The 12783-nt window shown below is 68.8% G+C and carries 14 protein-coding genes; 7 read left to right on the top strand and 7 right to left on the bottom strand.

From position 1 onward, the window contains the following. Window positions 1-31: 31 nt before the first annotated feature. The gene (locus tag GY812_00075) at window positions 32-1843 is read right to left on the bottom strand and encodes a hypothetical protein (GenBank protein ID MCP4433880.1); all 1812 of its coding nucleotides are present in this window, start codon (window positions 1841-1843) and stop codon (window positions 32-34) included. Between the two features lie 130 nt (window positions 1844-1973). Between GY812_00075 and GY812_00070 the strand changes: the two genes are divergently transcribed. Together GY812_00070 and GY812_00065 are read left to right on the top strand one after the other, a co-directional pair. Then, window positions 1974-2990 carry an alpha/beta hydrolase gene (locus tag GY812_00070; GenBank protein ID MCP4433879.1) on the top strand — a complete coding sequence of 339 codons (1017 nt, stop codon included), beginning with the start codon at window positions 1974-1976 and terminating at the stop codon, window positions 2988-2990. Window positions 2991-3036: 46 nt separating this feature from the next. Further along, on the top strand, window positions 3037-3501 hold the full coding sequence (locus tag GY812_00065; GenBank protein ID MCP4433878.1) for a redoxin domain-containing protein: 465 nt from the start codon (window positions 3037-3039) through the stop codon (window positions 3499-3501). Window positions 3502-3515: 14 nt separating this feature from the next. Here the strand turns inward: GY812_00065 and GY812_00060 are convergent, their stop codons facing one another. The 4 genes from GY812_00060 to GY812_00045 form a co-directional block, all read right to left on the bottom strand. Next, window positions 3516-4649 carry a glycosyltransferase family 4 protein gene (locus GY812_00060; protein ID MCP4433877.1) on the bottom strand — a complete coding sequence of 378 codons (1134 nt, stop codon included), beginning with the start codon at window positions 4647-4649 and terminating at the stop codon, window positions 3516-3518. 4 nt (window positions 4650-4653) lie between these two features. Beyond that, entirely contained in the window at window positions 4654-6354 is a 1701-nt protein-coding gene (locus GY812_00055) for an alpha-galactosidase (GenBank protein ID MCP4433876.1), read from the bottom strand. A gap of 6 nt (window positions 6355-6360) precedes the next feature. Further along, the gene (locus GY812_00050; GenBank protein ID MCP4433875.1) at window positions 6361-7047 is read right to left on the bottom strand and encodes a dienelactone hydrolase family protein; all 687 of its coding nucleotides are present in this window, start codon (window positions 7045-7047) and stop codon (window positions 6361-6363) included. Between the two features lie 96 nt (window positions 7048-7143). Continuing rightward, window positions 7144-7770: a hypothetical protein gene (locus GY812_00045; GenBank protein MCP4433874.1), complete on the bottom strand. Its 627-nt coding sequence runs from the start codon at window positions 7768-7770 to the stop codon at window positions 7144-7146. A 76-nt stretch (window positions 7771-7846) separates the two neighbouring features. On the opposite strand from GY812_00045, the gene GY812_00040 reads away from it, so the two are divergent. Further along, window positions 7847-8329 (top strand): hypothetical protein, encoded by a 483-nt coding sequence (locus tag GY812_00040; GenBank protein MCP4433873.1) that lies wholly within the window; start codon window positions 7847-7849, stop codon window positions 8327-8329. A 10-nt stretch (window positions 8330-8339) separates the two neighbouring features. Here the strand turns inward: GY812_00040 and GY812_00035 are convergent, their stop codons facing one another. Beyond that, a complete protein-coding gene (locus GY812_00035; protein MCP4433872.1) occupies window positions 8340-9125 on the bottom strand; it encodes an SDR family oxidoreductase in 786 nt (261 codons plus the stop codon). Window positions 9126-9246: 121 nt separating this feature from the next. On the opposite strand from GY812_00035, the gene GY812_00030 reads away from it, so the two are divergent. After that, window positions 9247-10335 carry a hypothetical protein gene (locus tag GY812_00030; protein ID MCP4433871.1) on the top strand — a complete coding sequence of 363 codons (1089 nt, stop codon included), beginning with the start codon at window positions 9247-9249 and terminating at the stop codon, window positions 10333-10335. Between the two features lie 102 nt (window positions 10336-10437). Further along, window positions 10438-10800, top strand: a complete 363-nt coding sequence (locus GY812_00025) for a VOC family protein (protein ID MCP4433870.1) — start codon at window positions 10438-10440, stop codon at window positions 10798-10800. Between the two features lie 5 nt (window positions 10801-10805). Here GY812_00025 and GY812_00020 read toward each other — a convergent pair whose 3' ends face one another. Continuing rightward, window positions 10806-11516, bottom strand: coding sequence for an RNA methyltransferase (locus tag GY812_00020; GenBank protein MCP4433869.1), 711 nt, complete (start codon window positions 11514-11516; stop codon window positions 10806-10808). Here GY812_00020 and GY812_00015 point away from each other — a divergent pair. Together GY812_00015 and GY812_00010 are read left to right on the top strand one after the other, a co-directional pair. Then, window positions 11493-11888, top strand: a complete 396-nt coding sequence (locus GY812_00015) for a cobalamin biosynthesis protein CbiX (protein ID MCP4433868.1) — start codon at window positions 11493-11495, stop codon at window positions 11886-11888. The two genes, GY812_00020 and GY812_00015, sit on opposite strands and share 24 nt — an antisense overlap. 10 nt (window positions 11889-11898) lie before the next feature. Then, window positions 11899-12708, top strand: coding sequence for an META domain-containing protein (locus tag GY812_00010; GenBank protein ID MCP4433867.1), 810 nt, complete (start codon window positions 11899-11901; stop codon window positions 12706-12708). Window positions 12709-12783: the final 75 nt, after the last annotated feature.

Genomic DNA, 12783 nt, shown 5'->3' with positions numbered 1-12783 from the left:
TGCCTGTGACTGTGCCCTACTTGACCGTGCCCTACTTGACTGTATGGGTGCGGCAGTCGAGGCGAGTCCATCCGCCGGTCTGCGGATCCAGTGCGTCGAAGCACACGTCATGGGTTCCGGGTGGGAGCTGCGCGAGGACCACCAGCGACTCGTGGCGGTTGGTGCCCGTGAAGGCGGGCATGTCGGCCCACCAGTAGTTCCAGTCGAACTCGCGGTTGAGCACCCCGGGAATCACCACGCGGGTGCGGACCGGGGCATTGGTCTCGGGGTCGAGCGCCCATGCAAGCATCCCGTAGCCGCGCCCATCTGTGGCCGAAAGGACGATCCCGCCATAGGGCAGGCTGTTGGTTGCGCCGGCGCCGGCCACCTGGACGGTGGTCTTCACCGCGACCTGCGTTTGGCTTGATGGACCGGGGGAACCGTTGCGCCAGGGGGTCACCGTGACGGTGTAGGTGCCCGGCACGGCGTTGAAGTTGGCCACCAGCCCGGTCGTGTCGACCGACCCGACGCCGGCCACCTGCACCCGGTAGAAGTCGGCGTCCTGGCATGACCGGGTGGGGCCATAGTCGACCCGCAGCGAGTTGCCTGTGTCGGTCGCAGTCACCGACGCGACCGCGTGGACCGACTGCTGGTCGTCGTGGCCCACGAGGTAGCTGCTGCGAGCGGTGTTCCAGTAGTCGCACAGGTAGCTGCCACGCAGGGGGTCGGTGTTGAAGTAGTCGTCGTTGCCGCAGTCGAACAACGCGTCGTCGGTGACCGTCGGGCACTCGTAGCGAAGGTCCTCGCCGTAACACATGAGGTCGTATTCGTCGTGGCAGTGACCGTGGTTGCCCGCGTTGGGTGCCGTCTCCTGAACCGCTCCCAGCGTGTGCATGATCTCGTGGGCGGACGTTGACCCGCCGCCGTTGATTTCCCAGCACCGCTCGTCTACTGCAGCTCGCGACGTGTACTGGTTGAGGTTGCTCGGATTGGCCACCTGGTCACCGGGACCCCACGGGCGGTCGTCGGTCCAGGCCTCCCCCAGGCCACAGGTGGACGGCCGGTCGGGGCTGATGGAGCCCTCGGTGAACACGATGTACTTGACCCTGTCGGAGCCGCCCTGCGGCGTGACGGCTCCTAGCGCCACCAGTTCATCCATCAGGCCGTCGTAGCTGGCCGCCCCCCCGGTTCCGATGTTCGCGGTTCTCAGCAGGCGCCGGCAATCGGCAGATCCGTGGTCGGTCACCCAGCGCAGCTGCCGGTCGCCGCCGGTGCGGGCTGCCGACTGCGTGAATGCCCAGTCGATGTTGTTGAGCGCTGCAGCGATCTTCGCAACCTGGGCGGAATCGGCCGTTGCCGAGGTGTGTGCATAGACCGGCTGCACCCGCCACATGCCCGAGCCCGTGCCTTCGCACACAGGGGGGATGTACTCCGGGGCGACCGCCGACACGGCCAGCAACTCGGGGGCCACCTGCTCGGCGCGCACATCGGCGCCGGTTGCGTGTCCCGAGTCGATCAGCCCCGCCTCCTCTAGGTCGAAAGCAGCAGTCTTCTGACCGGCGGTGCGGCGACGCATGCAAACCTCGGCGTCGCCCTCCTCGGCGCAGGCCACCTGCACGGCGTCCGGCTGTGCCTCGAGGTCCTCGATCGCTTCGGCCGAAGCGGCCTCACTGTCCTGTCCGGACGGTGGAGCCACGGGGTCAGGAGCAGGACCTCCCGCGGGCACCGGCGAGACCGCTGACATCCCCACCGGGGTGGGTTCGGGTAAACCGTTCTCATCGGCCTGCAGTGCGGCTGTGGGCCAGAGGGCAGCCGGCGCCGCAAGGGCGAGGGGTAGCACGAGGGTTCGGGGGAGCCGGGCCACACCTCGACGGTACGCGAGCAACGGCCCGAAACCCAGGGACCCCCCATGGGTAGATCATCCCGGACGGGCCATGACCTTCCGCCCGAACGGCCAGTCGGCAGGGCCGGGAGGAGGCGGATACGGTGCCGCCATGGCTGAATCCCCCGGCACGCAGTTCCCCGACGCCGTGATGGTCGAGCTCGGCGGCTCATACGACCCCGATGGCGCTCCCGAACCTCCGATTACCCTCGCAGTGCACGACACAGGGGGTGGTGAAGGACGGCCGCCGGTCGTGTTCTGCCACGGATTCCCCGAACTCGGATACTCGTGGCGCCGGCAGTTGCCGGCGGTAGCCGGCGCCGGGTTCCGTGCCATCGCGCCCGACCAGCGCGGCTACGGCGCGTCATCGGCACCCGAGGGCGCCGGGAACTACGGCCTGGGCCAGCTCTGCGGGGACCTGGCGGACATGCTCGACGCCCTCGAGATCGACAAGGCCATCTTCGTCGGCCACGACTGGGGTGGTTTCGTGGCCTGGGCGATGCCAGCGCTGCACCCCGACCGGGTCGAGGCCGTCGTCGGTGTGTGCACGCCCTACACACCCTTCCCGCCCACCGAGATGCTGCGGGCCATGTTCGATGACGACGAGAAGATGTACATGCTCTGGTTCCAACGCCCGGAGGAACCAGAGTCGGTCATGGACCCGAGGGCGAGGACGATGTTCGAGAAGCTCATGGTCGGAGGTGTGGACCCGGCCCAGTTGCTGGAGGCAGGCGTTGCCCGCGACGGCGGCATGGACCTCAACCCGTTCCGACGGATCGATGAACTGGAGCCGATGGGTGATCCGATTGCGACACCCGAGGAGGTCGACCACTACGTCGAGGTCTTCGAGCGCACCGGCTTCGGAGGGGGCATCAACTGGTACCGCAACCTCGATGCCAACGCCGCGGCGTTTCCGGAGGCCGGCACGATGCCGCTCGGCATCCCCACGCTGATGATCACCGCCGAGTGGGACCCCGCCCTGCCACCGGCGCTGGCCGCGAACATGGGCAACGTGTGCTCGGACCTCGAGACACACATGGTCGAGCGTGCGGGCCACTGGGTGCAGCAGGAGTGCCCCGAGCAGGTCAACGCGATCCTCGTCGACTGGCTTACCAGGCGGTTCGGCTGACAGGGTTCATGCACACAAGCACGCGAACCCAGGAGACCCCGCAACAATGACCATCGAGATCGGCGCCGAGGCGCCCGCGTTCACCCTGCCCGACACCGACAAGAGCGAGGTTTCCCTGGCCGACTACGAGGGCAAGCCAGTGGCACTCGTGTTCATACCGTTCGCGTTCACCGGCGGCTGTGAGGGAGAGCTCTGCGCGATCCGCGACAACTACTCGCAGTTCACCGACGCCGGTGTGCAGGTGATCATGATCGGATGTGACCGTCACCCGTCGCTCGCCGAGTGGCGCCGCCAGCAGGGCTACGAGTTCCCGATGCTGTCCGATGGTTGGCCCCACGGCGCCGTGTGCTCCGCCTACGGCGTGTTCAACGAGGACATGGGCTGCGCGTGGCGGGCCACCGTGATGATCGACGCCGAGGGCAAGGTGGCCGACGTCCACCAGACCGGGGGACTCGGGGACACCCGCTCCATCGACGACTTCCAGGCGTCCCTCGCGAAGCTCGGCGCCTGACGCCGGAGGCTGGTTCAGCCGGCCAGGTCCGAGAGCAGCACCCGTAGCTGCCGCGTGCGCTCCGCCCAGCTGAATCGCTGCGCGACCCAGGCCGCCCCGGAGCGGCCCATCTCCTCGCGCCTCGGACCATCTGTGAGCAGTGCTTCCACGGCGTCGGCCACTGCGCCTCCGTCGGTGCCGTCCACGAGCAGGCCCGTTTCGCCATCGCGCACGGCGTCGGGCACGCCGCCGATGGCCCCGGCCACAACCGGCACCCCCACCGCCTGTGCCTGGATGAACACGATCCCGAAGGCCTCCACCTCGAATCCGCCGATGCGTTCGCGGCAGGGCATGGCGAACACGTCGGCGGCGGCGAAGTGCGCAGGGAGTTCGTCCTCTGGCACCTGGCCCGTGAACACGACGTGCTCACTGACCCCGGCATCGCTGGCGCGCTGTTCGAGCGCGCTGCGGTGCGGTCCGTCGCCAACGATCATGAGCCGAGTCCCCGGCGTGCTGGAACGCCACTGAGCCAGCGAGTCGATCAGGCGGTCCTGGCCCTTGCGTTCCACCAGCCGCGACACGCAAACCACGAGCGGGTCTTCACCGATCCCCCATCGTTGCCGCACCAGCGACCCGTCGACGCCGGCGTGGTACTCGGCCACGTCGACTGCCGGCGGGAGCATCGAGTGCACCGGGTTGGGGCCGAATGCCGACTCCAGGTGGCTGCGACACCAGCCCGACACGTATGTGACGGCGTCGAGGCCGTTGCCGATCCGGTTGAGCACGGCCCGTCCCCCAGGCCCTCGCACGGCGGAGACCTCGAGTCCGTGCGTGAACGCGAGGCTCGGCGCTCCGGTCGCGCGCCTGATCGAGTCGGCCAGGATTCCCAGGGGGAACGCTGCGCCGAACACGACCACGTCGGCGTCGATGTGTTCGGTGAGGCGCACGGCGTGGCGGCGCACCCGGGGGGTCGGCAACAGGATCGAGGTGGGCTCGCGCACGACGCCGTAGGGCGCCGAGGCGTCGAACTCACGGTCGCCCGGCGAGCTGGAACCGAAGAGCACCACTTCGTCTCCGGTGGCGCACAGGCCCCGGCAGAGCTGGTCGACGTAGTACTGGATGCCCCCCACGCGGGGCGGCAGGTCGTTGGTGATGACGACTACGCGCAATGCGTCACTCCGAGACGTCGCCCGACTCGGCAATGAGGCGTACGAAGCCGCGCTCCGGCTCCCCTTCGAGCAGCATTCCGGCCGCACTCAGGCGCGTGGGCAGCGGCGACACCATCAGGTCATTGCAGCGCGCCGCGTGACCCTCGGCGGCGGCAGCGTCGGAACGGGCACCGATCTCCAGGACCTCATCGAGCAGGGCAGCGGAACGCCGGTCGAGCGTGGCCAGGTTGTCGCTGATGACCGCCATGCCACCGCTGACCGCCACCGCCATCGCCCACGCACGCACCTGACCCTCGTCGAGGTCGGTGTCGGTGTGCCGGAGCATCAGGCAGTCCGGGTCGTTGAGCCAGAGCTTGCGGTGCATGAATGAGCGACTCAGCGTGTTGCGCCACGCGTTGACCGTCGCGGGGATCGTGCCCATGTAGCCGGGCACGTCCCAGAGGTCACGCAGCGGCGACCACCACGGCGCCACGTCGGCGCCGATGCGCATCCCGTCAACCACACCGACCGTCGCACCCAATGGCGCACCGCAGCCGAGCAGGAACGCGCTGTCGCCCGCACCCCGGCGGATCGCGTCATAACCGGCACGCACACGCTGCGCCGGCGTCATCGAGGCGTCGGAGTAGATGCCCTGCATCGCGGGCGCATAGGTGAAGTCGAGCTTCAGGTAGGTGAACCCCATCTGGACGACCGACCGGGCAAGGCCCTCGAGGTGTTCCTGCACGTCGGGGCGCGACGTGTCGAGCGTGTGCACGAAACCACCCCAGTGGTCGTTATACATCGCGATGAGGGGCGTACCGTCGGCGTACCGGGCGATCCAGTCGGGGTTGCGCTGCGCGAGCCTCGAGCCCGGCGCCACCAGGAACGGGGCCAGCCACAGGCCGGGGCGCATCCCTGCGCGGTCGACTGCGGAGGCGATCGCACCGAGACCCGAGGGAAAGGTCTCGTCGGTGCTCAGCCAGTCACCGACTTCAGACTGGAACCCGTCATCCAGCTGGAACACCTGGATTGGCCAGTCGGATGCCGCTGCCAGGTTCTCGCGCATGTCGATCTCGCGTACATGCTCGAAGTAGTGGTACCAGGAGCACCAGCCGAGCTGGTATGGAGCGCGCACCCTGGCCAGGGATCGGCGGCCGTATTCGCCTGCCCAGTCAGCCAGGGCATCGTTGGCGTCGCCGATTGTCTCGAGGCGCACCTCATGGAGGTCCCGTTCCTCGCCCGGGGCCAGCTCGGCGCCGCCGAGGAAGGCCTGCACATGGAGTTCCTGGCCCGTGGGTCCATGCGCCAGCCAGATCGTTCCCTCGTGCAGGTCTCCACCAAGGAATCCGGCCAGCACGGCGCCGCGATCGTCGCTCACGACGGTAACCATCTCCGAGCGCAGGCGACCCGGAGCAGGCAGTGAACTGTCGGCGTGGTGCGACATGATCTGCAACTCGAGGGCCCCCGGCGTGAGCGCTGGATCGGTATCGACCCCGAGGGTGGCCACACCGGTCTCGCTCCACGATTGCCACCCATTTCGGTACATCCGAAGGCGCCCCGAAATCCCTTCGATGGTGCAAGCGGCTGTCACCGAGTTGACGGCGGCTGTCGCCGCGGAAGTGTTGGCGATTCGCCACGCGAACCCGCGGGCGGTTGCGCGCATGGAGACCGAGATCGCCTCGGGCTCCGCCGCGTCGACGCTCGTGCGGTGGCGGTGTACCTCCACGCGTGGTCAGGCCAGGGCTTCGCGGAAGAACGAGACCGTCTCGTCCCAGGCGCGCCGGCTGGCTGGCTCCGCGTAGACATCGGGTCGCGTGTCGTTGAAGAAGGCGTGGTCGGCACCCTCATGGACGGTGATGGCGGCGTCCTTGCCGAGCCCCCTCAGTTCCTCTTCGAGGGCTGCGGCGGCCTCGGGTCCGAAGAAGCCGTCGAGCTCGGCGAAATGCCCCCGGATGGGCGCTTCGATTGCTGAGAAGTCCGGCTTTGCGTCTTCCCAGGGGATGAGGCCGTAGAACGGCGCCACCGCGCCCACCTTCGACGCCGAATTGGCAGCTACGACCAGGGCCAGACCACCACCCATGCAGAACCCGATCACCCCGACGCGCTGCGAGCTCACCTCGTCGCGGCCGGTCAGGTAGTCGATTGCGGCATCCATGTCCTTGGATGCAGCCTCGACGTTGAGGGCCATCATCAGCTTGCCGGCCTCGTCGGGCTCGGTTGTGGTCTCACCCCGGTACAAGTCCGGTGCGAGGGCGGTGAACCCGGCCTCGGCGAAGCGATCACACACATCGGTGATGTGCGGCACGAGACCCCACCATTCCTGGATCACGAGCACGCCGGGACCGGAGCCGGTGGCTGACACAGCGAAGTATCCCGGGCAGGTCGAGCCGTTGACAGGGAAGTCGATCAGTTCACCCATGGGGCGGCAAGGTACCAGAGCCCCGCCGGGCTCCGCTGACAAGCGACGCCGTCGGGGCCGGTGCACACGCCGGCCGTGCAGGCCGACCGGGCCACCTCAGCCGACGAGGCGGAACAGTTCCGGAGCAACCGGACAATCGGGCTCACCGAGGGCCACGAGGGGCAACGGCCCGTCGGGGCCGACGAAGTGCGTGAAGCGATCGAGCGGCACCAGGTCCTCACCCGATCGTGGCTCAGCGGACCAGTGTTCCACCAGCGACCCCCACATCGGGGCGCTCAGCTGCACGCCCACGCCGGCCACGAGCCAGCGCTGCGGTGCGTGGTCGTCGTCGAACGGGGCATCGAGGTCCTCGGCCGCGTAGGCGTCGACGATGGCGCCGCCGTCGCCGATCGCATGAGCGTCGACCACGATCGGCTGCACCGCGTCGGAGTCAGGATCCAGGTCGAGCGACAACGACAACGCTGCGCCTGTCGTGTCACCCTCGAGCGCCTCGATGGTGGCCCGGGCAGCCTCGTGGACCCGCTCGGAGGTGAGCAGGCGTGCACAGGCCCACCAGAGCTGGCCACAGCCAACCTGACGCGACAAGACCCGGCGGCAGCCGGCCACGAGGGCCGCCGGATCCTCGGAGAACGTCATGAGGGCCGCTGTCGCCTCGGCAGCCAGCACGTCGCCCGGCACTCCCTGGGCCCTGGCCACGTATCGAAGCCGCTCGATCGGATGCACGGCCGAATGGTAGGTCGTGGCAGTGGCGCTCTGTGGCCGTTACAGCGCAACGGCGGGCCCGCGCTAAGTTCGGCGCGTGGCACTTGACACCGATGTAGAGCTGCACCCGGTCGGCGGAGAACCGCTGACCCTTGCCGAACAGACCCAGCTGTTCCACCTGGTGGCGGTCGTCATCGACCCGTACACCGACGAGAGCGCCTGGTTGCTGCGCACGGCGGCCCGAATCCTCAGTGAGCTGCGAGAGGCCGACTGCCGTGTGGCGTGGCTGGTCACCGGTCCCCAAGAGGATGCGCTCACGTTCCTCGGCCCCTGGGCCGAGGAGTACCTCACCTTCGCCGATCCTGAGCGAAAGGCGGTCGAGGCACTGGGAGTGGAACAGATCCCGTCGCTCGTGGTGGTCGGCACCAACCAGGAGATCGTCGGCAAAGCCGACGGCTGGGATCCCGCGCGGTGGCGCCCGATCACCGACGACCTGGCGAAGGTGCTCGCATGGAATCGCCCCGCGTACCCCAAGCCGGGTGACCCCGTGGCGTTCGCGGGCTCCCCGGCCGCAGGCTGAGCCGAGCCGTTCAGCGAGCCAGCCAGCCGCCGTCGACGGCGATGTTCTGGCCGGTGACGTAGGTCGAGTCGTCGCCCGCGAGGAACAGCAGCGCACCATCCAGCTCGTGCAGCTCGCCGCCGCGCCCCATGGGCGTGTTGCGGCTGATGAAGTCCATCCCGGCTGCGTCGTCGAACATCTGCTCCTGGGTCATCTCGGTGGGGAACCAGCCGGGAGCGATCGAGTTGACGCGCACACCCTTGCGGGCCCACTCCGCTCCGAGGGCGCGGGTCATGTTGACCACGCCACCCTTGGCCGCACAGTACGACACCTCCTTGACCGGCGCGGAGCCGACCATGCCGAGTATCGACGAGATGTTGACGATGCTTCCCCGCCCGGCGGCGAGCATGTGCCGCCCGGCCAGCTGCGACAGGTGGAACACGGCCACCAGGTTGATCTCGAGAGTCATCAGGAAGTGTTCGAGCGGCTCCTCTTCGGCAGGCGCCGGGGTTCCGTAGCCGGCGTTGTTGACCAGCACGTCGAGGTGGCCGGCCACGTCGAAGGCCTCCTGCACCAGGCGCTCGCGCTGTGCCGTGTCCGACAGGTCCGCTGCGACCGCAGTGACCCGGTCACCCAGTGCCGACGCGAGCTCGTCCAGGCGGTCCTGGCGGCGCGCCGCCACAACCACGTGGGCACCGGCACCATGCAGTACCTCGGCGAAACGGTGGCCGAGGCCTGACGACGCGCCGGTGACGATCGCCACCTTGCCCTCGAGCTGGTTGGTCGGGAGCACGCTGTGGGAGTTCGGCTTTGACATGGCGCCCGAAAGTACCAGCGACGCAGTCGTGGGCTTCACCCCACCCGGGCGCATATCACAGCACTGCACGGGCCGCCCCGCTGGGCAGGTGCTTAGTCTTGGGTCACCAAGGGGGTGGGCCATGAGCCCGGATGCCAAGCGAACCGACCAGTTGACCTTCACCGAGGAGGAACTCCTCGCCACCGCGCCGGTGGCCGAACCGCTCGTCGTGGGCGGCGTATTGTGCCACGGCGGTATCGCCTCCGACGGCAGCTACGTGTCTCCGCGCACGCTGCACCGCACCCCTGCGATCGAGGCGTGGCAGCGCAACCACACAGCCGAATTCGACACCGCACTGATCGACATCGGGATCGACGACTGGCCCGCCAACTACCCCTCGGTCGCCCAGACGCGCTTCCTGCTCCAGCACGAGGTCGCCGAGCCGATCGTTGCGAGCCTCACGCGCATCGGCACCGTCGAGGGCTTCGGCTCCTTCCTGCGCTACACCGAGGTGCCCGACCTGCGCTCCCTGATCGTGGAGGACATCGAGGGCACCGCGCTGGCGCACCTCGACCAGGGCCTGATCGAGGCCCACGCCCGCGACGAGGCGGGCTGGGGTGGCGACGGCGACACGCCCACCGAGGCCGGCCACCGCGACATGTGGTTCGCGGCACGCGACGTGGCGTTCGACTCCCCGGCCACCGAAGACCAGACCCAGCTGATGCTTCAGCGCATGGGCATAGTGGGCCCCGGCGGCGGCGCCGGGCCCGCGGCGACACCGGAGCGCCTGCTCGATGACGACGTCGACCCCGTGCTCGAAATGCTGCTGCAGCGGATGATCCGCCTGCTGATGATCGAGATCTCTGCATTCCACACGTTCTCGTGGGCCGAGGATGTCCTGTCGGACACCGACCTTGTCGGCGGCGAGGGCCAGGCGGCCTTCCTCGTGAGCTGCATCCGGGCGGACGAGACCCCACACGTCGAGTACCTGCGAGCCGCGCTCACCGAACTGCGCGACCGAACCGTCGTCGGTGCGAGCGGCCGCCACCACGCCGGCAGTCAGATCATCCGGACCATCTGGGACCGGGCCCGCGCCGACGCGATCGGCCCACGGCGCGACGAGTTCGAGCAGACCATCGGCGCCGAGGTCCTCCACGCCCTCGACGGCCGCTCCAACGGGGAAGAGATCTGGGAGGGATTCCTCCACCTCGCCCCGCAACGTGCGGCCTAGCTTGGACATGTGAGCGAACAGCAACACAGACCCGAGCACCTGCACCCGGGTGAGCACCCGGTCGACCTGGGCCTGACCCATGTGGCGCTGCCGGTGAGCGACATGGACGCGAGCCTCGGGTTCTACGCCGAGTATGCGTCGATGGAGGTGGTGCATGAGCGAGGCGAACCCGGCGAACGCGTGGCGTGGATCTCCGACCGCACCCGCCCATTCGTGGTGGTGCTGCTGGAGCGCAGTGTCGACCACCGTCTCGGCGGATGGTCCCACCTCGGGATCGGCGTGGAGTCGCGCCAGGCGGTCGACGACGGACTCCAACGGGCTGTCGCTGCGGGTTTCGACGCGCTCGGCCCCTTCGATGCGGGCCCGCCCGTGGGCTACTGGGGGATCATCGCCGACCCCGACGGCCACAACCTCGAGCTGGCATACGGCCAGGAGGTCGGCATCACCGTGGCCAACGCCGGCTGAGTGACCTACCGGTGCCCCGCGTGCGCTGCCAGCCAGCTGTGCATCGCGATGCCGGAGGCAACCCCCGCGTTGATCGACCTGGTCGAGCCGTACATCGTGATGGAACGGACCTCTGCACACAGGGCGTGGGCCTCCGCTGACAGGCCGGGGCCCTCCTGGCCGAACAGCAGCACGCAGTCACGCGGAAGTGGCGCGCCCTCCAGCGGCGTGGAATCCGCCAGGTTGTCGATCCCGACCAACGCCAGAGCGGCCTCATCGGCCCACTCGCCGAGCGCGGCCACCGAGTCGTGGTGGTGGACATCGAGGTAGCGGTCGGTGACCATGGCCCCGCGACGGTTCCAGCGGCGCTTGCCGACGATGTGAACCCCCGCCGCGCCGAACGCGTTGGCGTTGCGCACCACCGTTCCGATGTTCATGTCGTGGCGGAAGTTCTCGATGGCGACGTGGAACGGGAATGCGCTACCGGCCAACTCCTCGGCGATTGCCTCCGTGCGCCAGTAGCGGAACCGGTCGATCACGTTGCGGCGGTCTCCTGCCTCGAGCAGCTCCGGGGCCAGCCGCGGGTCATCGGGCCAGGGCTGCGGATGCGGCCCGACGCCCACTTCCTGGCTTGCGTCCTCGCCTGCATTGTCCGTCACGGCAGCGCACCGTACCGTGGCTCCGTGCCAAGACCCCCAGCCGGCTCCCCGGCCGTGGCCACGATCCTCGTGGCGCATGGCAGCCGCAACGAGGCGGCTCAGCGCGCCCACGAGCAGCTGGTCGACGCGGTTGCGGCAAGGCTCGCGGGCGACGATGCCGCCCGGGTTCTGGCCGCCTACCTCGAGATGGCGGATCCCGACATCGCGACGGCCATCGATTCCGCGGTCGCCAACGGTGCCATGGCGGTCCGGATCCTGCCGTGCTTCCTGCACCCGGGCAACCACGTCGAGGTCGACATACCTGCGATCGCCCGGGTCGCTGCCGACGATCATCCTGAGGTCAGCATCGAGGTGCTGTCACACCTGGGTTCGCACGAAGCACTGGTCGGCATGCTGGCCGACATGCTCAGCGACGACCGACCCGCGGGACCGGCCGGATCCCCGCCCTAGAGTCCTGGCCATGAGACTCCATCCCCTCGCCACGGTGGGTTCGATCGTCGCCGTTGTCCTTCTCGGCGCGGCCTGCGCCGGCGATGATCCCGAACCGGCGAGCGAGACCAGCGCGCCACCGACTACTGAGCCCGCAGCCGGACTGACCGGCACATCGTGGTTGCTCACCTCGTGGGATGGCAGCAACGAGGCGGTTGCCGACGCGGCGCTTGAGTTCGGTGCTGACGGCGAGCTCACGGGTTCGACCGGATGCAACCGGATCGGTGGACGTTGGGAGGGCGCCGATGGTGAGCTCATGGTCACACTCGGCCCCATGACGCAGGCGGGGTGCCTAGACCCCGTGACCTCGGACCAGGAGAGGGCCGTTGTGGACGGGCTCGGCTCCGCGGTGGCCTACGAGGGCGGCGTCGACATCCTGCGGCTGCTCGACGACGACGGGCAGGTCACGCTGGTGTATGCGCCCGTCACCCAGGACCTTGCGGGTACGTCCTGGCAGGCCACCGGGATCAACAACGGCAAGGGCGGGGTGGAGACCAACGCCAACACCGGACTCGCCACGATCGAGTTCCTCGACGACGGCAGCGTCGTCGGCACGGGCGGATGCAACTCCTTCAGTGCGACATGGCAGACAGACGGCGACATGGTCACGATCTCCGAGGGCGCCATCACCGAGATGAGTTGTGGACCCGAACTCGACGCGATCGACCAGCAGTTCATGGCTGCCCTGGCCGCCGCAACCACCTACACGGTGAGCGGCTCGACCCTCGAGATGCGTGATGGCAGCGGCGCACTGCAGGTTGCACTCACGCGCCAGAGCTGACTCGGCGAAGCTGAGCAGACACTCCGCCGCTGAGAGGGCACTCCGCGACTGAGAGGGCACTCCGCGACTGAGAGG

It is taken from the genome of Actinomycetes bacterium, assembly GCA_024222295.1.
In the GTDB taxonomy this organism is placed as follows: domain Bacteria; phylum Actinomycetota; class Acidimicrobiia; order Acidimicrobiales; family Microtrichaceae; genus JAAEPF01.
Note: the sequence above shows the minus strand (reverse complement) of the source record. Positions and strands in the feature narration are given on the sequence as shown.